Source organism: Sivoneniella epilithica UHCC 1019 (genome assembly GCF_040830845.1).
In the GTDB taxonomy this organism is placed as follows: domain Bacteria; phylum Cyanobacteriota; class Cyanobacteriia; order Leptolyngbyales; family Leptolyngbyaceae; genus ULC077BIN1.
The window spans coordinates 139,164-160,822 of record NZ_JBFPDP010000002.1; the positions used below are offsets into that span (position 1 = coordinate 139,164).

Sequence of the window (21,659 nt, forward strand, 5' to 3'; positions counted from 1 at the left end):
TAGGGCTTCACTATTTACGTTGCAGAAATTTTAATTCAGTTGAGAGTTACAGAGTGTCTTTTAGTTTTGAGACTTCAATAATCGTAATGGTGAACGCGATCGTATCCTGCTTGATGGGATAAGTCGCGATAGATTTAGCCGTGAAACCTACTGTCTTCAACGAATTAATCGCCTGTTGTAATGCATCTTCTTGCTGAGAGAAAATCGCAACCTTGGGTGACGCTGTAAGCTGAGTCTTCAACCCACTCAGCCGTTGGGGAGATAAAGGGGTACTACTAGAGACTCCAGGTTCCTGCAAGCCAGGAAACTCTTCGCCGATCAAACGATATCCCCACAAAGTTGCTGAGGAAATAGACCGATAAACTTCTAACTCTTTGAGCGAGTACCAAAAGAACACACTAACGGTTGGATCAATTTCTCTAAATAGCTTTTGCACCGTACTAACGGTCAGGTGGCTATCGATTGCCGCCTTTGAGGACACCGCATTTGCTTGAAGTTGCTTTACACTTTGATTGATAGTCCACCCTTGGGCAAAGGAAAAACTTGCACTTATGGTCAGCAGCGCAATTGCCAAAATGCTACCGACTTTCTTTTGATTAAAATCACTAGCAACTGAGAATAAAAGGGCTGCCAAAAACAGTAAACTTAGAGCGATCGGCTGATCACTAGACACAAGAACAGCTATAAGCGGGAAGACGATCAGAATTAATGCAAAAGTCGCAACAGAAACAAAGCTACCGTTTGAAAGCCCCCTCAGCGATTTCAATGGCACTCCCATGGCTAAAAACAAGGGGGGGATTAGGTAACTGACATAGTGAATATGCTGTAAAACAGGTACAGCTTTCACTTCCAATACAATCATGCTCAGACAACTGACAATAAAAATGGCTTGAAGAGGCACAACATCAGACGGTGCAAAAGGCTTCCTTACCTGAGACAAAACCAGGCTTGCTGTACTCCCCAATACGACGACGAGCGGCAAGATTAGCCATGTTGCTTCGGGTAACCATTCACGCCAATCTATTCGCCAAGGATTTGGCTTACCCGCGTTACCGAGTGCAAAGTTTACTGAGGGCATAAAAAAGAAAAACTTGCCCCCAATTGCATAGCTGATGCTGCCTAACACAAGGGTGATTGCTAAAATGCCACCCACAAAAGCAGCAATCTTTATCAACGTTTTTCCTCTTTGATGAGGACGATTAGTCAAAATATAATAGATGAGTAGGGGGGGGGCAAATATCAACAAAATGACGTTGGTGTAAATCAAAGCGCCAAAGAAAACACCTGCTAGACCCATCCAGAGTGCCCACCTTTCCTTTCTCGCTGCCCAACTAAGCATCAGTACTGTCAGTAAAAAATAGGTAATGCCTGCTCCATCTACATAGTCCCAGCCCATTGCTAGTAGAAAGAAAGCGTAGCAGCCCATGGATATGCTGGTGAGGAAAGCGGCTCGTCTGCCAACACTAGGTTGAAGAATGAGGTAAAGCGAGAGAGTGGCAAGGTAATAAAAACCAAGATGCAAAACGTAGTTCGCGACTAAAGGCGGAAAGAGAGAGTATGCTAAATATCCTGGCAGAATCCATGACAGCCGTGAGCCATAGTAGGCATCGGGAAAAGCGATTAAGTATTGCTTTAGCCGAATAAAGTAACCAGAATAAATCCAAGGGTCAATGGCACCGTTAGGGTGAAATATCCAGATTTGATTGATTAGTAGTAGTAAAAAAGGCAGCAGGAGCAGGAGTAAAATTTCCCATCTCGCTTTAACTTCTCGTTTAATTGCTTTCATTTAAGTACTCTCATTAGCTTAATAGATGTATTGATATAGACAGAAGGCTAAATGAGGACTCAATCTAAATGAGGTAAGGCAGAGTGAGCGAAGTTTTGCCATTACAGATTTAAGAAGTAAGGAATTATTTTGTGCAAGTTAATATGATGTGTGTATATGGAATTCTTATTAAGTCATGGCGAATGCTAGTAGTGATTTTAGAAAATACTTGAGAGGCTAATGCTAAGTAAGCTTCTTCAGTGCGAACATTTTGTCCTCTATCTTTTGAAATGATCCATCGAGCTAAAGGGGACTGATTGACCGTAAAAACTCCATCAAAAGTAATTAGTTTTCCGCCCGGTTTTAGATTGCGAATTGCTGTGTTAAAAAGTTCTAGAGACGCTAGATCGCTGAGATGGTGAAGGATGCCTAAAGCTAAAACGATATCAAAGCAAGCGTTTTCTTTAATGTTGTTCGCATTAACTTCTTGACAAACGAACTTGACTTGTTTAGTTGATATTGAGTCTTTAGTTTCTTTATAAAACTCTGCTTGGGCTGCTTTGATATACTTTTGACTTGCATCAAATCCTAAGTAGTTGACATTGGGCAAGTATTGGACAATTTTACCAGTGCCGCAGCCAATATCTAAAATGCGATCGTTCTCTTGCGGACAAATATATTGCTCAACTAAAGTCCTTCGATATGAAGTTTCTCCAATTAACTTTGTGAATAAGTCGTAAATAAATGGACTTGACAACAGTGAACGAACACCACGATTGATTTGAGGCACAGGCATCTCCTATAGTTTTTTAGCAACCAGTAATAGAGATCCACCGACGGGCAACGATAGACCAGTTTGTATAATCATTCGCTCTAGATTGAGAATAATCTCAAAAAGAGTATTTAACCAACCGCTAATTCTCAACTCTGCTATTGGGTCGTACTTAACCTTCGACTCGCGCTGTCGCAGGCGAGAGAGGAACATAAGTGGCAATAGTAAAGACATAAAAGAGGTCATTCTAATGATCTTGAAGCCCGCGTTCTCTACTTTCAGCCTCAGTTCCGTTGCTGTATAGCGACGAACGTGATGAGCATAACTATCTGCCTGACTCCATAGCCAAGGGTGCTGGGGCACGGTTAAGATAAGTCCACCACCTGTAGTAATAGCCCGATGCATTTCAGATAAAACAACTGTGTCTTCTGGGATATGCTCTAAAACATCAAAGGCACCCACCACATCAAATTCATTCTCGTACGGAATGGATCGAGCATCCATCTGAAGAAGTTCGGTTTTGAGCAAACGGTGATTTGCAAAATTTAGTCCTACAGAAAATAGTTCACCTCCTACAGAAGTGAGATGGGGTAGCGATCGCTCAACTTCTGAGAGAACAAACCCAGTACCGCAGCCAACTTCTAAACAACTTTGGGCGATCGGAAATGTATTTTTAAGAATCCATATTAATAGTTGATTGCGAGAGCGAAACCAAAAATTTTTGGCTTCCAGTTCAAATAGTTGAGCAAAAAAATCAGCTTCATAGCTATCATTACTCTCCGCTAAGTTAGGAGAAAATGATAAGTAACCGCTTGTTTTTGACGGCTGATACCCGCATTGAGGACAAGTCCATCTCAGCCCATCGAACTTAGTTTTACAACGTAGGCATCTTTTCATAAAATACAATCTAAAGGCTTCAGATAGCTAAAAATAGGCAATTACTAATTATGACTGTTCATGCCTATCAAACCCATGGTTAAACAGCAGCTAGATTAAACTGTTAGAAACTTTATTATTGAATCATTAAGTGATAAAGATCATAAGAATTTCTAAATCTAAAACCCAAAGAGATATAAAGATTCAATGCAGGAGTGTTTGAGAAAGAAATAGAGCTTACCAACTCACTATGACCTTGCCGAAATAGCTCTCGACAAGCTGCACTCCAAAAGTATTTAGCTAATCCCCTACCTCTATAATCACTGCCTAGAGCATGTAGCACGATCTTATTTTCAGAATATCCCCAAAAACCAGCCAGTGTTTTGTAATATAGCAACCCAAAAATATTTTTAGTCTGATGAAGGTCTTTTAGCCATAATATATATCTTAAAGTCTGCTAGGTTTTTATCAATATTAAAATCACGATGGAAGCGTCCATTAAAAAAAGCATTCGCCGAAATAGATATTAAATCTTCTACAGGAGTAGATTTTGAAAGATGAACACTGTCATTCTGAAAATCAATAAAACTCTCCGAAGTGCAAAACGGTTCGATCAGAGTATCACAATAGTAAAATCCACATTCATGCAACACTTTCTTTGAAGATAATGGGTCAACTCTAACCGTGTAATGACCAGGTACACCATTTTGGACAATTAGCCTTAATACCTCTTCTGAGCATGTTGAAATTTCAAAAGTATTAAGTCCTAAAGCTCTTGCGTCCCAAGGTGTATATTGAGTAAATTCACTAAGATGTTCTTGAACCGTTTGATGATTGGCTTGCATGTGTAAAGGAGCTTACTGAACTAAATGTGGAGTTCCTAATAATATAAAGTGGTCTTTTTTTAGTTTCGTCGAAAGTCTTTCCTAAATAAATTCCAACAATACCAAGATTGCAGATAATAATACCACCAATAAAATATAAGGAGACTATCAGGCTAGTCCAACCTGCAACAGGCGAGCGATAAATCAGCGAATGCAAAAAGGTAAAAGTACCATACATAAAAGCTGTCACTGACATCAAAAATCCCAGCCGGACGGATAACTTCAAAGGCTTATCTGAGTAAGCAATAATTGTTTCTGAGGAAAGCTTCCACAGTTTTTTAAATGTGTAGGTACTTTGTCGCAAGGAAAGACTATGCTCAACATCAATACTTGTGGTTGGAAAACCCATCCAATCAACTAAAGCGCCAAAAAACCTTAACTGCTCACGCATGGAATGGAAAGCTTTAACAACTTTTCGAGAAATTATTCGGAAGTTTCCTACTTCAGGGTCGTAATTTAGATCAGCTAAATAATTAAATACATTATAAAATAACCGAGATGTTAAACGCTTAATAAACGGATCTTTGCGTTTTCCTCGCCTTGCTAATACCACATCATAGCCTTCTTGAGCTTTTTGATATAGACGAGGGATTTCTTCTGGGCGATCCTGCAAATCACAGTCCATTACTACAACCCAGTCTCCTTCGCAATGGTCTAAGCCTGCTGTAATACCATAGTGCTGACCAAAATTTCGACTAAACTGTATTCCTTTTACTCTGGAATCTTTACTAGCAAGATCCACAATGATTTCCCAGCAACAATCGTTCCCACAATCCTCAACCAAAATAATCTCGAAGTTATTTGAAATTGCTTCTAATGAGTCTCTCAAGCGACTATAGAGTTCATGTAAGCAACTTGCAGAGTTGTAAACGGGGATTACGACTGAAATAATCGTCATTTTAAGAACTTAAGGTGATCGCAGCCTATGAGATGATGACCAGTGAAACTTAGCATAAACAAATGATTTAATCAAGTTTATATCTGCTTCAACTGAGCAAACATATCCAAAAACCACATCTCAGTAAAGCTCAATATTAGGCAGCCTGTTGAGACTATTTTTAGTGTTGAACACCTAAAGCCTTTGGAAACTATTTCAGATGGTTTAAGATTATGCTCGTTGAAGATGCCAGCGATCGCTTGTAGGAAATGTTAAAGACCTTTTCACAGAAGACCCAACGGTTAAAGATGTCCAGTTAGTGCAAACTTTAGTCAACACTATGGCATTACTGCCGGATACTCACTGCAATGATAATTGGATGTAACCATGGATTGCGACGTACAAGATTGTCTCAAAGAAATTCTTGCTCTTTATACTAAAGCCCAAGAGGGACATAGGATTTTACTAGCAAGACAAGAGGGCTGTGAAGATCCACTAACAAAAAGGTTAACTTCTTGGTTGCCATACAAAACTTTTGATTCCCAAACTAATCTGAATTGGAATGGCAGGTAGGTAACTTTCGGATTGTTGTTAGAAGAGCAAGCAAAAGCTTAAACTCTTTTCGATAGTAAATCTCACTCTCAATGTTGTCAAAAGCAGTTTTATCCGTCTCTAGTAAACTAATTGCGATGATGAAATCGATATAAGAATAAGCCATGATAAGAGTGGGTTTTTTGGTTGCTGGCTTTAAAGGCTTGAACTTCTTAAGTAAGTTTCACTGCACTTGCCAAGTCGAATTTGTAGCATCTTATAAAGCATTGAAAGCAAAATATAACTTTCATGATGAGATTGAATCTATTTGTTTACATTCAGGCTATAAGTTTCTTGAGCGAAAAGGACTTAGCGATTCGGTATTAGCTTCGGCTGATTTAATCTTTATTGCTGGATGGCAATACTTAATTAGTCCGATAGATAAAAGATATATTGTTATTCACGATTCCTTGCTGCCTAAATTTAGAGGGTTTTCACCCACTGTGACCGCGCTTATTTTAGGAGAAAAAAAAATAGGTGTTACCGCATTAAATCCTCGAAGTGATTCGATTGATACAGGGGATATATATGAACAAAGTGAGTTGCAAGTCGAATACCCATTGAAGATAAAAGATGCCTATTCTTTACTGTCTGACCTTTATGTCGATGTGGCAAGTCGAGTTTTAGCTAAAGTTGAGACAGGATCGCTAAATGCGACTCCACAGGAAGCTTCTCAGGCTACTCATAGTTTGTGGCGCGATGAAGAGGATTATTACATTAACTGGGATTGGAGCGCTGAAAAAATTTTTAGATTTGTAGATGCTGTTGGATTTCCCTATGATGGAGCTAAAGCTTTTTACAAACATCAGATTATCTATATTGATCAAGTTTCTATTGGTCAAAATTGCCAATTTGAAGATAGGCAACCTGGAAAGATATGGCGCATTAATCAAGGACAACCTGAAGTTGTATGTGCTAGTGGAATAATTCGCATTTTGTCCGCTAGATATGAGGATGGATCTCCGGTTATTTTCGATCGCCTGCGTATTCGGCTTAACAGAAGATAATTGAACTGAGCAAGTTACTCAAAGAAGTGAGTCGTTTGGGCTGCTGAATATGCTTACTGGACTAGTCTATTTCGGCATGTAATTGGTCTTGAAAAAGTTACGATTTAATCTCAGCTAGCTTGACATCTGTAAAAGGGGTTTGCCCTGAAACTTTGAACTAAACAACCCTATTTGAACTCAGGCTTTTTTCTGGTAATACATTGGAATTCAAGCCCCACTCTTCGTTATTAACAATCAGAGGCTTCTTCGTTTGTTGCATTAGAGTAACCAAAGCATCAAACTGTTCGCTGCTGAGTTGAGGTACCTTTAACAATGCCAGACGTTTGTTGAGGATTTGAGTCCGTTCGGTTTCTGGAGTCCATCCGGAGGTATGTTCAATGTGATACATCCGCATTGGATCATCTAGAATGATTTCCTTAATCCCGGCATAGTGCGCGATATAAAGCAGCACAGAATCGAGATGAAACGAGAAGATTTCCCACTCAGGATAGCCGCGCACTGCAAACCAGTCTTCTTTAGACATGAGCGTAAAGTCACCACAGGCATTAGTGTGAAGTTGGGGATAGCGCCATAGTGCAGATAGATCCTCCTCTTGCTCATGTAGCGGCTCGTGTAGCGGAGTTTCTATATCCGATTCCAAAAGGGCTGGTGGTATCTGAGCGGTCAGCAGATTTTGACTGATGAGCCAATCGGCAATGTCAACTGGTACGATTTTGAGGATTATATCCCTGACCGTTTTAGGAAAGAGGCGCTGATAAACTTTTCTCAATGGGACAAGAACTGGTTTAGCATTTTCTAGTAGCCTGTACCGGGTGGATTGAGGTGCTTCGGCTAGTGGCTTATCCGGTTCGATGGGGGATGAAGCTTCCTCATGCTGCGTTTTCTCGTACTGCGTTTCGGTGAACCCATTTTTATGGCAAATGCGAAGAATGTTTTGGGCGCAGTAGTCTAGCTGTTCACTTAGAGGGGCGTTGAGGGGAACATCTGATTCGGCATCATAGCGATCGAGCCGATATACTGCGCCTGTCTGTAGCTGACGAGATGCAATAAAGCTAAATAGCTCGTCGGAAAACAGTAAATCAATGTTTGTGGCTAAGACAAATTGCCCTCTGGCACGACGAATGCCCACGTTCTTAGCAATCATTTGGAACAGTGGCAGAGAGGCGGAATGATTGAGTTGATCATGTAGCTTTGGCGGTACTTGGATGATTCTGACGACGCAAGGACTGCCTTCAGTTTGCCAGGAGAGTACCTCTGCCAAAGAAGGATTATCGGAGGGTGGGTTCCACTCAACCAGGATGAGTTCTGCATCAAGTTGATGACGACGGCACTGTTCCAACAACCCATTAATGAAAATCTGCATTCGCCGCAGCATGTTGCCGCCATGGTTGTCATTGCGGGAAGTTGCAACAACTGATAAATAAGGGGTAGCTGTCATAAATCCTCACACCAACTTTCTCGTCAATCAAGCTTAGGGATTATTACTCAGTACTAAGCTTACCTTGCTGATGCAATCATAGGCTGAATTGCGGGTTGAGTGCTAGGGCGATCGCGCCTTTGGTGTGGACTAACAAATCCTGATCTTTGGCTCTCCAGAATCGGATAAGCCCTAGCGATCGCCCAATAATCGCCTCCTTGAATCGAGTCAGTCTAAACAGTAGCTTGGGTGGCTTAATCCCTTATGGAAAAGTTACTTTAGAATTGTTGGTCAGGTAACAAAGGTTGGTTGAAGTGTGAAGTTATCGGAAGAAACAATATCGGCTCTTGGCACTGTTATTACAGGTAATCGAGGGCTTTCACCTTATCGAAGTGGTCCACAACTGGTTTCATTTTTTGATGGATTTGGTTTGAAGAACACATATGGTAGTGATTTGCCTTCACGTTGGTATTACGCCGAGGAGAAGTTACGTGAACTTAATGACACGCCAACTATGAAAGACATTCTGGTTGAAGCGGTTGATCCTCGTCCTTTTATTGGCACGGAACTCGAAATTTCCATTGCAGTCAAACATCTCAACCAATTTCTCGAATTTGATAATTATGAATTACGACCTGTGGGCAAGAAATGGGAAGTTTATAAATTGGGTGGTTCTCAAATCGAGTTGTCACATCCGTATAAAAATTCTGTTGAGTTAACACATATTTTTATCGATGAGCAAATCAAAAAATGTGACAAGAAGCTTGCTGAAGGTGATTTTGATGGAGCAATCACCAATGCACGCTCTCTCGTCGAGGCAGTTTTATCTGCAATTGAGAAAGAGTTAGACACCAATCCACCAGAATATGATGGGAATCTCCCGAAAATGTATAAAAGGGTTCAAAGACATTTAAATCTTTCGCCAGGGCAGGAGAACCTTGCAGAATGTATGCGACAGATCCTCTCTGGGCTGACCAACATAGTTTCTGGCTTAGCTACCTTACGAAATACGATGAGCGATGCACACAGCATTTCGTATAAACCGTTGGAACATCATGCGAGATTAGCAGTTAATTCAGCTAAGACACTGTGCGACTTTCTATTTGAAACGAAGGAATACAAAATGCACAAACATAAAAACAGTGCTACCTAATAACTCTGGTGTAGTGCAGCAACGAAAGCTGACCGCTAATCAATTCACTTTGCCTTCCACTTTTAGACCCGCGATCGCGCCTGCTTCGACATTGAGGGGTTGTTTGCTAGTGTTGTGCAGATCGTATTGTTCATTGTCGCTGAAGGAATTTTGCCTGAGGGTGGGGCTGGCGTTGTTGGTGACGACGATGCCATCGCGTCCGTTGTCGATAATCCGGTTGAAGTTGAGTAGGGGGCGAGAGTCGCCGTTGATTACCATGCCGTCTTTGTTTTGGCTGATCTGATTGCGAATGAGTCTGGGCGTGGCGCGATCGCTGACCGAGATGCCAAAGCCGTTATAGCGGACTGTGTTGCCTTCCATAGTGCCGCCACTGTCGCGGGTAAAGGAAATGCCATTGCCGCCGTTTTGCTCAAACAGATTGTTGCGAACTGTGGGAGTAGCCGTACCAGACGCAAACACGCCTTCGCGATCGCTGCCCACAAAGCGATTAGCTTCAATCAACGGTGCCCCCGCTTCCATCCAAATTGCGGTGCCGCGTGAGTTCGGATTGGTCAGGCTCAATCCCACAACCTGACTGCCATCGGTCGCCACGATTGTGACGCTTTGCCCTGCCCAAGTGGGGCTGAGAAACTTGCCGCCGCCCGTGATTTGAGTGCCTTTTCCCTGAGATTCTGGATTACCGCGCAGCGTTACGTTCTGGGGAAGTTTCAGCGGAAATACTTCGCCTGTGCCCGTGTTGTAAACGCCGGGGCTGAGTTGAATGGTCATGCCAGGGCGCACTTGGGCGATCGCCTGAGCAATCGTTTTTAAAGGTGATCCATCGGTGCCGGAATTGCGATCGCTGCCATTATTTACGTCAACATACAAAACTGTGGGTAAAGGGGCTGTAGATGCAGCAGGTTTAGGGCTGGAGCTAGGAACATTAACGGGCGGAGTCGATTCCGACTCTGAATTGTTGCCCATCCCGGCATTATTTGGTGAAACTGTGCCCAACACTCGCCCCATGCCGTAGCTAACCCTAATCGGCTGCTCCGCTTGAATTTGCGCCAACGCCGCTTGATAGGTGTCTGCACCCGCTTCCAGTTCTCCTGCACCACAGACGAAGGTGTACTTTACGGCTCGATACAGTTCCGGTGAGCCAATCCGTTCTCCCGCTTCGCGACTTTCTGCCATCTCGCTAGCCGTGGGTTGGGGCGGCACGGGGGGATACCACACGCCCTTTTCTTGAGTGCCAAGTTCTACTGATTTTGCTTGTGGCTGGGGCGACTCTACTTTGCCATTGCGTGTGACCCGTTCGGCACTGCCAAACTCCACGAGGCGCTGATTATTGGGATTTTGACGGGTGCGATCGCTGTAGTAATTCACCCGCCAAGCTTGAGTTGCGTGGGCGATCGCCTCGGTACAGCCTGTTTCGCTCACTAACTCGCCAGTTGTTGTACAGCTACTCAGCGACACCAGCGCCCAACCCACTGCCACCCATCCAAGCACCTGCTGCTTCATCCTACTACGCTTCAATTTCTGCTTCACCATTGCTACCCCCTTACTGACCCACACACCTTATATTCCATCTAATAATTTGCGCCTAAATCAATCCTATGGACGGTTCCTGAAATGGGCGTTTCGCATTAGAATCTAACTGTAAAGTTCTGTTTCTGCTAGAGGAGAGGTTCCCATTGCGGAACGTGTAATCCGTCCAGGTAAACTACCTTGCAGAAAGGCTTTAGATCCTGATCCTAGATTTAGTAGAGAGAAGAACTCATGGCATTTGAACAGTTACCCCTCCCCTACGACTTTAACGCGCTAGAGCCGTATGGTATGAAAGCCGAAACCTTTGAATACCACTACGGCAAGCACCATAAAGCTTATGTAGACAACCTGAATAAACTTACGGCTGATACCGAACTGGCAAGCTTGCCCTTAGAAGAAGTCATTAAAGTGACTTATAACGATGCCAGTAAGCAGGGTGTGTTTAACAACGCTGCCCAAGTGTGGAATCATACTTTCTTTTGGAGTAGCCTCAAACCTGGTGGTGGTGGAACTCCTACAGGCGATCTTGCGGCTCGGATCGATAAAGATTTTGGCAGCTTTGAAAAATTTAAGGAAGAATTTACCACCGCAGCAACCACGCAGTTTGGCAGCGGTTGGGCGTGGTTAGTGGATGACAACGGCACCTTGAAAGTGACCAAAACACCCAATGCGGTTGATCCCGTGGCAGAAGGACAAAAAGCCTTGCTGACGTTGGATGTGTGGGAACACGCCTACTATATTGATTTCCGCAACGCTCGACCCGCTTTCATCAAAAACTATTTGGATAATTTGGTGAACTGGGATTTTGCCGCTGCTAATCTAGCTGCATAACTCGACCCATTTTCCAATTTTATGAAAGCCAGCCCTTCCACTAGGAGGGGCTTTTTGCGAGCTTATGAATGATTTTGACGATCGCATAACCCAAGCTGTTTCACGATTACCGGAAATTGATCAACTGGGAAAGCCCTTTGGTTGGCGGCAAGGAACCGGAGACTGGGCGGGAGTCAGTGCCGCGATCGCCCGTGGAGATTCAGTGCAAGTGATTCAGGAAGCCGGATCAACCCAATGGCAAGCCGCTTTACCCGATCAGCATCCGTTTCAATTTGGGTTTCCAGAATTTACTGCCGAGGGGCGAGAAGAGCGCCCGATCCCCAAAGCAAGAGCCTGGATTAGCCCGATTCAGCGGCGTTTTGGGCATAGTGTGGATTTGCCGAAAGTGCAGTGGCATCCACGGGTTTTGTGGGTTGGCATCGGGTGTAAGCGTGGCACCGACCCAGCGGTGATTGCCTACGCAATTCAGCAGGCATTGCGATCGCGTCATTTAGCAGAAGGCGCGATCGCTGGACTTGCTACCCTCGATCGTAAAGTCGATGAAGTCGGACTTATGAGCTACTGCCGCGATCTCAACTTGCCACTCAAATGCTTTTCAGCCGAAGCATTACGAGCGATCGCGGTTCCCAATCCTTCCACCCGTGTTCACTCCAAAGTAGACATTCCCAGCGTTGCCGAAGCCGCCGCCATCCTCGCTGCTTCCGATTTCTCACCTCTTCCCTCTCACCTCTTCCCTCTCACCTCTTCCCTCATCGTCCCTAAACAAATCTTTCGCCTCACCGATCGCCCCGGAGCCGTGACAATCGCGATCGCCCAAGCGGAGCAAGAATACACTGATCAAGTTATCCCAATGACTTAAAGCGCTTTGTGATTTAGTGCAGCAGAATGATTAAACTGAAAGGTGCCCTGTCGCGATCGCTGCCCATGCCAAATCATCCCCGTTTTACTTCCTTAAAGCGCCCTATCCGATGGCTCATTGGAGTCATATTTGCGATCGCCGTTCTGGGTTGTACTGTGCCAGCCAACGCCGCTCCCGTTGGGGCAAAATATACCAAGCAGTATGCGCCTCCAACTTCCTACAGTAATGCTGAATTGAAAGACCAGGATTTTTCTGGGCAAACCCTGCGAGTCGCAGAATTTTCTAACGCAAATCTCAACCGGGCAAATTTTGCTAACGCCGATTTGACAGGTGCCGTGTTGAGTGCATCCACAATGGTTGAAACGAACTTGCAAGGGGCAGATTTAACCCAATCCATGATGGATCAAGTGAAAATGACTCGAACCAATCTGCAAGATGCTGTTCTAGTTAACGCTATTTTGCTGCGGACAACTTTTGATCATCCAGAGATTACTGGGGCAGATTTTAGTGATGCGATTTTGGATGGTGCCCAAATTCGCGAGTTGTGCCAGATAGCAAAGGGAGTCAACTCTAAGACTGGAATCTCTACCCGCGAATCCCTGGGTTGTCCTTCATAAGCTTAGTTTTTTGTGCGTTGCTGAATGCAAGTATGATTTTTGACTGTAGGGGTAGGTCTTGTGCCTACCCTGCCCCAGATAGAGGGCAACCACAAGGGATTGCCCCTACAAATTTCATCCGCAAATTCAGCAATACCGTTTTTTGATCTAAAAATATTTCAGTACCCATGGTTCTACCAAATTCCGTAGCATCTTCGCAAAAATCGATGCAGCGAGTGGGAGTGATTGGCGGTGGACAACTTGCCTGGATGATGGCAGAAGCTGCGGAAAAGCTTGGGATTGAACTCTGGGTGCAAACGCCCAGCCCCACCGATCCAGCCGTGGCGATCGCCGCCCAAACCATTCTCGCGCCCGTGGACGATGCGATCGCCACCGCTCAACTTGCCGCCCAATGCGACGTGATCACCTTTGAAAATGAGTTTGTAGATCTCCCAGCATTGGCACTCCTTGCCCAGCAAGGCACCTGCTTTCGTCCCAGCCTAGATGCCCTGCGCCCATTGCTCGACAAATATGATCAGCGAACCTTGATGGAAAGTCTGGGATTGCCCACTCCAGCATTCACCATTCAGGAGCTACTGCCTTATGCAGACTCTTTTCCGCCTGCTTTTCCAGTAGTGCTTAAAACTCGTCGGCATGGCTATGACGGACAGGGCACTTTCATTGTCCATACTGCTGCTGAATTGGAAGTAACCTTAGCTCAGTTGGCATCGGTGCCCGTCCTGTTGGAAAAGTTTATTCCGTTTGAGCGAGAGCTTGCGGTGATGGCAGCGCGATCGCTCAGTGGAGAAATTGCCATCTATCCGATTGTGGAAACGCAGCAGGAAAACCAAGTTTGTCGGCGAGTGATTGCACCTGCCAGAATTAATCCGGAAGTCGCGAGTCTAATTGAAACGATTGTCCACACATTGCTGACTCATCTGCAAGTGGTTGGTATTTTTGGGATTGAGTTTTTCTTAACGCAAGACGGCACCGTGCTAATTAACGAAATTGCCCCCCGCACCCATAACTCTGGACATTACACCCTGGATGCCTGCGCCACGTCTCAGTTTGAGCAGCAGTTGAGAGCAATTTGTGGCTTGCCGCTGGGCAGCACCGCCATGACCGCAGATGCCGCCGTAATGGTAAATTTGTTGGGCTATGAGCAATCAGTCAGCGATTATGCAACCAAACGACAAGCGCTGGCAGCTATTCCTCACGCTCATGTGCATTGGTATGGTAAAACGGAATCCCGTCCGGGGCGGAAGTTGGGGCATGTGACGGTATTGCTAGACGAAGCCGCAGAGTTGCAAGATCAGGCGATCGCGAATGACTCTGGTATGCGAAGCGAGATCGCCCACCACATCGAATCCATTTGGTACTCACCTTAAGACTCTCCTCACCTCTCGCCGCTTACCCGTAATCCGCTTATGGCGGTTATCTCTCTCCTAAGAAAGGCATTTCTTAAAAAGGCTTGCGATAGTATTGGGTTGTGCTAATATCAATAGCTGAAATCAATGCTTCTATAGAGCTACGAGGACATCTGGTTTGTCGAGGGACGATGTTTAAAAGTAGTCAAAGCGGACTGGAAGACTTTGAACGCTGCCCTGTTGCAGTATGTTCAATCAATTCTTGGAAAAGCTTTTAGGAAGCGTATTGTTAGAAATTCACACCATTAATCCATGATTACAGACGATATGAATCAGCAGGTGATTCACCCGCTGGCTAAGTTGCAGCGTCAAGTGCGATCGCTGATTGAGCGCAAATTGCTCAAACCATCCGATAGCATTTGGAAAATCGCCTTACTATACGGTGATGACTGGGTATTCTTAAAGCAAGAACTGCTCGACTATGAATTCACCATGCAAGATCCAGTCAGCGAACTGCTTCTAGTAGAACAATGGGATGACGAAGAGTAGCCGATTGGCGTTTGTGCTTCTATAAGCAAGCTTTCAGCGCCTGACTGAGTTCTTGGGCAGTTTGATAGCGATCGCTGATATCTACAGCGGTTGCCTGTTCGATCACCGCTCTCAAGTTTTGAGAAATTCGCGCTTCGTCCTCTAGACATAACCGCATTGCTCGACCCTGTTTTTTGTAAAATCGCTGTGGGCTAATGCTGGTTAGCAAAAACACGAGAGTTGGAGCGATCGCATAGAGATCAGACTGAATCACAGGTCGCCCTTGCACTTGCTCTGGTGCGCTGTACCCTTCTGCTCCAATGCGAGTACCGGGTGCGATCGCCAAGGCTTTCACAGCCCCAAAATCTAGCACCACAATTTGGTTATCTAGAGTGCGAACTAGTAGATTGCCCGGTTTAATATCACGGTGAATCATGGGCGTTGGGCGACTATGCAAATATGTTAATACTTCGCACACTTGCGCCATCCAAGCGATCGCCTCTTGTATGGAAACTGCTCCTTGCTTGCGAACTCGCTTCTCCAAATCTTGCCCATGGATCAACTCCATCACCAGATATTTTTTGTCGCCTTCCATAAAAAAATCGTAATAGCGCGGAATGCCGGGATGATTCAGCGATCTTAGCGTGTTGGCTTCTCGCACAAACAGTTCTTGGGCTTTGGGAATGTGAGCCACATCTGCATTCATTTCCTTCAGGACTTGCAGCTTGCCATCGGGCATTCCACTCGATTTTGATAGACCCGTTGGGTTCCAAACTAGATAAGTGGTGCCCATGCCTCCTCGTCCCAAAACCCGCAAAATCTGGTATTGCCGAACGGTTTTATCTACTCGAATCGGTTGCCCACAGTGGATGCAAAATAAATTGTCAGAGGGATTGCCTGTGTGGGTGCAGCGCGTTGGGGCAGATTGTCCCGCCTCAAGTGAAGGAGTCAGTGAACCCGAAAATGGGGTAATGATTCCCGTCGGCATTTCTGTGGAAAGCTTCGCTGATGCTTCATGAATCGCAGGCTGAGACGTTGAAATCAGTGATGTTTGAAACCGTAGGATAGGACCATTTTGAGCAAGCTGAATCAGCGTATTGTTGATTAACAGTTTTTGGGCGATCGCTTCTCCTTCCACAAAAGTGCCGTTGTTGCTCTGGTTTATCAGTTGCCAACCTGCTGCCTGCCCTGCTTTTAGTTGATCCACTCGGCGAAGCTCCAAATGATGCCGTGAAACTACTGCTTCGCTCAACATCACCTGGTTATCGGGCGATCGCCCCACTCGAATTAGCGTTTCATAGTCAAACTGCCATTGCCGCAGCGGAGTGAGGTTTTGAGGATGCAACAGAGTTAAAATAACCCTTAGCTGATTGGCTACCATGAATTGAGGTAAAACACCCTGAACTGAACCAAGCTAGCTTATCGCAAATGTTCCAGGCTAGGGCGCACTTTAGCCCGAATGGCGATCGCAGAAATATTGTCATGACCATTGTAGCTATTTGCCAGTTCGATCAATTCTCCTACGCCTTTATCCAGGTTGGTTTGAGAACTCAGCAACGGCTGCACATGGGTTTCCCAATGATTTTCCAGCAAGTCATTGTCCGATAATCCATCGGAACAGAGCAGCAAAATCATATCCTCATTCAGTTCAAAAAACTGGACATCGGGTTTAACAAAGTGTTCATCGCGAGGTCCAAGGGCTTGGGTTAACTGGTAAGCATCCGGACGACTATAGGCAATATCAGGATCAACCCCCCGTTGAATTTCTCGCTGCCCTACTTCATGATCGATAGTGACTTGTTCCAAGCCCCGTTTGCGAGTGTAGCGATAAAGGCGGCTATCTCCCACATGGGCAACTGCTACTTCTGTATCTTGAATCAGCACCATGACTAGGGTTGTGCCCATGCGTCCACTTCCAGAGCGGGCGTTTTCCTGGTTCACATCATAGATTGCTTTGTTGGCAACTTGAACCGCTTCCGTCATCATGGCAACGTTTGGCAAATCATTAATGCCAGCACTCGGAAACGGTGATTCTAGCCATTTCTCTTTAAAGTATTTGCGAATTGCATCTACGGCGAGGGCACTGGCAACTTCACCGCTGGCATGTCCGCCCATCCCGTCGCATAGAATATATAGATTTCGAGCATGAATCGTTTTACCCGAAGGACTTTCTAGCTTGCTGACTTGAATATCGAGTCCAAAGTAGTCTTCGTTGTGATCCCGTTGTCTCCCTACGTCGGTGCGCCCCACTTCTTCTAAGTTGAAAAGCTGCATTGGTAAGACGATGGTGGGCATGTCGTCGTTATCGATCTGCTCATCATCGTCCTCGTCTTCAGGAGGAAGGGTAACTGCCATACCCTCAGATACTGCGTCGGATGCTGCGTCAGTGGGCTGATCGGCTGTGCCGTTGAGTCCATTCGCATGGATAGTTGCCGTATGAATGGTTGCTGATGGAGGAGTCATAAAAGGTTCTAAGGGCTGGGTAGGTGGAGATGTGTCGGGTTGTAAAGAGTCGGCGATCGCTTCAATGCGAGATCGCACTGAATTTACTGTTTTCAATGTGCCATCTTCCACATCCGCCAAAAGCTGAGAAACTGACTCTAGCTGAGTCCGTTGAGATTCTGCAAACATTGCCTGCCATTGTTTTCCTAAATGGTGTAGCGTCAACAGTTGCCCTGGTGGATTGGCATACAGCCGTTGCAGCAGGAGTGTATCGTCTTCAGCATCTGCCCGGAGATTGCTGGAAATTAAGACACTCTGCTGACACTGCCACGGTTCTAGTGCGTGCCAGAGTTCTGTCATTTCATAGAGCCATTGCAACACTTGCAGCAGGGGCGGAAAGCGCTCTTGATCACACCATACGTCGATTAAAAGCGGGAAATGCGATCGATCTTCTAGCAACAGTACATCTTGATCGTTCCATTTCCAGGCATTGTGAATTGCTGGCAAGACTGGATAAAGATCATGATTGAGGGCAACATAGGGCTGGGCAACTTCTGGGATCGCCAACGCATTCATTGAATCTGTCCAGCCTTCTGCGCCGGGGGTGGCAAATTCTAAAGCGGGGTTTTGCCCTTCTGCTTCATTGGAGTCTTGCTTTTGCAGCACTAGCGCTTCCAGCAAAGACAGTTGAAAGGGTTGGCAATCTAGCACGGGCAGTTGGCGTTCTTCTCGGTCATCCGCTGTCGGAAGCGCATCAATCAACTGATAGCGTTGCTGGATATCCAGGTAACCGTTACAGCCGGTTGCTAAGGTTGCGGGGTCTGAAGTAGACGACGGTTCAGCGGTGGCGGGCTGAGTCGATAAAATTGCCCACCAGGTGACTCCGGCGATCGCGCCACAAACATGGCAATTCAGTTGGTCGAATGGCACAAGACTGCTGCACTCAGGGCAAGTGTTTTGTACTAAAGAAGTGCCGCACTTCTGACAAAACTTGTTTGCCGTGGGATTTTCAAACTGACAATGGGGACAAACCAGCATGATGAACTCTTCCTCAATTCCCGGCAGATCAGATGATTAATGTCACACACAGGAACGGCTTCAACGGTGTCTTTTGCCTTTCTTTTTAAGGAACACTGTTCAGGAAAACTTTGACTTCTCCTCAACAAACTGAAATAGCTTGTCTAGTGTTCATTGCAGAAAATTTTGAGACGGTTCCTCTAGCAAGTAAACCTGAAAACGCGAGTTTAATCTATTTAAACAGGATTCGCCAAAAAAATCTTTGACTTACAGGTTATTTGCAGATTATGAAGCGTTAGGAAATCCATTCCAAGGGGCGATCGCTTTTTTAAGTGACAGGTTCAAGTGACGAATTTTTATCTTTCACTATTAACAGATACTCATGCATTCTGCTTATTTCAGGGATTTTCTTCAGAACACCTTCAAATTTTACGAATTTGACACAATTCTTTGAGTGCGATGACTTCGGCATCCGTTAATTCTCGCCATTGTCCCGGTTCTAGTCCTGTAATGCTGAGGTCGGCGATCGCAACCCGCACCAACCGCAGAGTTGGAAAGCCAATTGCAGCAGTCATTCGCCTGACTTGCCGATTTCGACCTTCGGTTAAGGTCATTTCTAGCCAGGCAGTGGGAATGGTTTTGCGAAAGCGAATCGGCGGATCGCGAGGAGACAGGGGTGGTTCATTCGGCAACAAGGCGATCGCGGCAGGACGAGTTTGGTAATCCTGAAGCACAATGCCGGGTCGAAGTTGCTCAAGATCCGCTTCTGTGGGCACGCGCTCCACCTGTACCCAATAGGTGCGGGGATGCTGAAACTTTGGGTTGCTGAGGCGATGCTGAAGGTGTCCATGGTTAGTCAGCAAAAGCAGCCCTTCACTGTCATAATCGAGCCGCCCCACGGCATAAACATCCGGGATGGGGATGTAGGGCTTAAGCGTAGGACGATTACCTTCTACATCAGTGAACTGGCAGAGGACATTGTAAGGCTTGTAAAAAAGCACATAGCGGTAAGGCGATTCTGCCTCATTTTTTGAATTTGTCAGTCTAATGATTCTTTGTCCCATACCTCAATGATTCTGCTGCGAGTTCTACTCGATTTTGACTCGAAATTGAGCATATCCGACGTTGTTATTCGGCAGGTTGGGCAATTCGCCTAGGTTGAAGATTAGGGAACCACTCGGATTATTCTGATTTATACAAGGATTATTGGCAGGAAGAGGCGCAAGGGGCGTAAAGAATTCTCCCGCGATCGCCAACGGTTGGCTGCCAACCCGAACGCGGTTACTGCCGAATATAAAGCGTGTACCGGGCGGAATTTGATCGCAAAGGCTGACGGCATTCACACCTGTGCGCCCATCGGACAAGAAATAAACGGTATATTCCACTTCGTCACCGGGTTGCAGTGGGGCACTGTTGCTTAAACTGACTGCGCCAACGGGTGCGCCCTGGGGGATAAGCTGGCTCCAGCCCGGTGCGGTGTCGTCTGAACTGGTGACGACAAGCACCCCAAAGTTTACGCCCCCCAGATTCGCGCTACTGAGGGATGTGCCACCCCGAAACACGTTGGTAATCCGTTTTGCTAAGCGCAACCGGGCAGGCAGAAGAGAAACAGACGTGGGGCTGTCTTCTCCCGTGCCGCTAGGATTGCGATCGCCGTTGGGATCAGGATTGCTGCCATCGGTAGAACGATCGCGGATTGGTTCCCCGCCGGGACTTAGCCCCGTGGCGATCGCGGTATTTTGAAACGGACCTAAATTCTCTGCGCTGCCCGGTGTAATAATCACCTCAAAGCTGACTGTGGCGGTGGTTCCTCCTGTCAAAGTATCCGTACCCGCCAATAAATTTTGGTCAGTGGTGCCATTAAATCCTGGATTCACCGTTAGCGTTGGGCTGCGGAGATTTCTCACTGCATTGACCGTTGCGCCTGCGAAAGCAGCGGCTAAATTATCTTGAAGTTGGAGATTGCGGATTGCATATTGGTTTGGCGCGATCGCGGGTGCAAAGTTCTGCACTACCAACGTATAAGGAATACTAAACGTGCCATCTGGGTTTTCCTGGGAGTTTCCAGCCTGTTTTGCCAGCCCTAAATTGGGAACACATTCCCGCAGAGCGGCGGCTGTGAAGCCAAAGTCATCTCCAATAATAGTGTTCGCTTCATCCTCAATTCGCAGTTCTAAAGCCGCTTGACCGGGTACAGTTCTAAACAACCCTTGCACTCGCGTCCACTGTTGAGGCGTAGCGACGGTAATGCCTGCCAAATTCGGTACAAACGCTGCATCGGCTCCGCCGGGTGGGCCTGCTAAGTATCGAATTACGGGCGGACTGCCCAAGGTGCCCACACTCAGCAAGTTGTAGAAGTAGGCGCTGAAGTTGTAGGTAACATTGGGCACTAATCCATTGACCACTTGCTGCCAGATCAACGGGTCAGGAAAGGCAGATCCGCCTGCTACATTTTGAGACGGGTTGGAGTAAAGAAACGTGTTAGAGGGAGGCACTCGATTGATCGGATCACCCGGAAATGGATCTGCCCTCACGACCCCCCCTGCATACACAATGGGATAAGGTCCGCTTTGAATAGATAGTCCTCCAATCGGATCATTAGGATAAACGCTGTCGCCTCGATAGGGCAGTTCGCTGGAAAACCCCAGAGTTGCTGGCACGGCAGCAGGTGCGGTGAACACTCCATCACCCGTATCCGCATTCTGACTAAAGGTGCCATTTAGCACAAAGTTTCGTCCCCCTTCTTGGGTGCCAAGCGGACACCCTTCAGTTCCTTCAAACACTTGGGCGCGAATCGGTTGAGCAGACACCAGAAAAAACGCTGGGACGAGAAAACCACTAGCTACACTAGACAGCGCGATCGCTCTAGCTGCGATCACTGGAAAAACAGAAACCATTTTTTTCTTCACACTTCAGCAAAACATGAGCGACTTAGGGTGTAGATGCGCCCTGTTAGGCTAAGGTGCTGCATTTTGCATTAGAGCTTGGAACCCCGCTGCCAAAACGCAAATTGCCTAAATACCTCCAAAAGCAGAAGCTCTAACGCCGACAGACGCGATCGTTAGAGCAAGAACTTAGATTGAGAATCTAGTAGTGTATCAGGTGATAGTTTCAGGTGCCAAATGTCAGACGATAGATCTTAGGTGCCAA

The 21,659-nt window shown here is 46.0% G+C and carries 19 protein-coding genes; 7 read left to right on the plus strand and 12 right to left on the minus strand.

Annotated features, from left to right (window positions below):
- Positions 1–46: 46 nt before the first annotated feature.
- The 6 genes from AB3R30_RS02205 to AB3R30_RS02230 form a co-directional block, all read right to left on the minus strand.
- Entirely contained in the window at positions 47–1,786 is a 1,740-nt protein-coding gene (locus AB3R30_RS02205) for a glycosyltransferase family 39 protein (RefSeq protein ID WP_458647504.1), read from the minus strand.
- A gap of 124 nt (positions 1,787–1,910) precedes the next feature.
- A complete protein-coding gene (locus AB3R30_RS02210) occupies positions 1,911–2,555 on the minus strand; it encodes a class I SAM-dependent methyltransferase (RefSeq protein ID WP_458647505.1) in 645 nt (214 codons plus the stop codon).
- Positions 2,556–2,564: 9 nt separating this feature from the next.
- The gene (locus tag AB3R30_RS02215; RefSeq protein ID WP_458647597.1) at positions 2,565–3,434 is read right to left on the minus strand and encodes a class I SAM-dependent methyltransferase; all 870 of its coding nucleotides are present in this window, start codon (positions 3,432–3,434) and stop codon (positions 2,565–2,567) included.
- 115 nt (positions 3,435–3,549) lie between these two features.
- Positions 3,550–3,810, minus strand: a complete 261-nt coding sequence (locus tag AB3R30_RS02220) for a GNAT family N-acetyltransferase (RefSeq protein ID WP_458647506.1) — start codon at positions 3,808–3,810, stop codon at positions 3,550–3,552.
- A gap of 13 nt (positions 3,811–3,823) precedes the next feature.
- Complete coding sequence (locus AB3R30_RS02225; RefSeq protein WP_458647507.1) at positions 3,824–4,258, minus strand: hypothetical protein; 435 nt, start codon at positions 4,256–4,258, stop codon at positions 3,824–3,826.
- Positions 4,221–5,195, minus strand: coding sequence for a glycosyltransferase family 2 protein (locus AB3R30_RS02230; RefSeq protein WP_458647508.1), 975 nt, complete (start codon positions 5,193–5,195; stop codon positions 4,221–4,223). Before AB3R30_RS02230 ends, AB3R30_RS02225 begins: the two co-directional genes overlap by 38 nt.
- Before the next feature lie 713 nt (positions 5,196–5,908).
- Here AB3R30_RS02230 and AB3R30_RS02235 point away from each other — a divergent pair.
- Positions 5,909–6,772: a methionyl-tRNA formyltransferase gene (locus tag AB3R30_RS02235; RefSeq protein WP_458647509.1), complete on the plus strand. Its 864-nt coding sequence runs from the start codon at positions 5,909–5,911 to the stop codon at positions 6,770–6,772.
- Between the two features lie 157 nt (positions 6,773–6,929).
- Here AB3R30_RS02235 and AB3R30_RS02240 read toward each other — a convergent pair whose 3' ends face one another.
- Positions 6,930–8,210, minus strand: coding sequence for a hypothetical protein (locus AB3R30_RS02240; RefSeq protein WP_458647510.1), 1,281 nt, complete (start codon positions 8,208–8,210; stop codon positions 6,930–6,932).
- Between the two features lie 295 nt (positions 8,211–8,505).
- Here AB3R30_RS02240 and AB3R30_RS02245 point away from each other — a divergent pair, with 295 nt between their 5' ends.
- A complete protein-coding gene (locus AB3R30_RS02245; RefSeq protein ID WP_458647511.1) occupies positions 8,506–9,342 on the plus strand; it encodes an abortive infection family protein in 837 nt (278 codons plus the stop codon).
- Positions 9,343–9,381: 39 nt separating this feature from the next.
- Here AB3R30_RS02245 and AB3R30_RS02250 read toward each other — a convergent pair whose 3' ends face one another.
- The gene (locus tag AB3R30_RS02250; RefSeq protein WP_458647512.1) at positions 9,382–10,872 is read right to left on the minus strand and encodes a DUF1565 domain-containing protein; all 1,491 of its coding nucleotides are present in this window, start codon (positions 10,870–10,872) and stop codon (positions 9,382–9,384) included.
- Positions 10,873–11,100: 228 nt separating this feature from the next.
- Between AB3R30_RS02250 and sodB the strand changes: the two genes are divergently transcribed.
- From sodB to AB3R30_RS02275, 5 genes are all read left to right on the plus strand, one after another.
- Complete coding sequence (gene sodB / locus AB3R30_RS02255) at positions 11,101–11,700, plus strand: superoxide dismutase [Fe] (RefSeq protein WP_458647513.1); 600 nt, start codon at positions 11,101–11,103, stop codon at positions 11,698–11,700.
- A 64-nt stretch (positions 11,701–11,764) separates the two neighbouring features.
- Complete coding sequence (locus tag AB3R30_RS02260; protein ID WP_458647514.1) at positions 11,765–12,559, plus strand: cobalamin biosynthesis protein; 795 nt, start codon at positions 11,765–11,767, stop codon at positions 12,557–12,559.
- A 26-nt stretch (positions 12,560–12,585) separates the two neighbouring features.
- Positions 12,586–13,176: a pentapeptide repeat-containing protein gene (locus AB3R30_RS02265; RefSeq protein ID WP_458647515.1), complete on the plus strand. Its 591-nt coding sequence runs from the start codon at positions 12,586–12,588 to the stop codon at positions 13,174–13,176.
- Between the two features lie 167 nt (positions 13,177–13,343).
- A complete protein-coding gene (locus AB3R30_RS02270; protein WP_458647516.1) occupies positions 13,344–14,543 on the plus strand; it encodes a 5-(carboxyamino)imidazole ribonucleotide synthase in 1,200 nt (399 codons plus the stop codon).
- A 291-nt stretch (positions 14,544–14,834) separates the two neighbouring features.
- A complete protein-coding gene (locus AB3R30_RS02275; RefSeq protein WP_458647517.1) occupies positions 14,835–15,071 on the plus strand; it encodes a DUF4327 family protein in 237 nt (78 codons plus the stop codon).
- A 19-nt stretch (positions 15,072–15,090) separates the two neighbouring features.
- Here the strand turns inward: AB3R30_RS02275 and AB3R30_RS02280 are convergent, their stop codons facing one another.
- From AB3R30_RS02280 to AB3R30_RS02295, 4 genes are all read right to left on the minus strand, one after another.
- On the minus strand, positions 15,091–16,431 hold the full coding sequence (locus AB3R30_RS02280) for a protein kinase domain-containing protein (protein ID WP_458647518.1): 1,341 nt from the start codon (positions 16,429–16,431) through the stop codon (positions 15,091–15,093).
- Positions 16,432–16,469: 38 nt separating this feature from the next.
- A complete protein-coding gene (locus tag AB3R30_RS02285; RefSeq protein WP_458647519.1) occupies positions 16,470–18,530 on the minus strand; it encodes a serine/threonine phosphatase in 2,061 nt (686 codons plus the stop codon).
- 401 nt (positions 18,531–18,931) lie between these two features.
- Entirely contained in the window at positions 18,932–19,573 is a 642-nt protein-coding gene (locus tag AB3R30_RS02290) for a pseudouridine synthase (RefSeq protein WP_458647520.1), read from the minus strand.
- 24 nt (positions 19,574–19,597) lie between these two features.
- Positions 19,598–21,406, minus strand: coding sequence for a hypothetical protein (locus AB3R30_RS02295; RefSeq protein WP_458647521.1), 1,809 nt, complete (start codon positions 21,404–21,406; stop codon positions 19,598–19,600).
- Positions 21,407–21,659 lie beyond the last annotated feature (253 nt).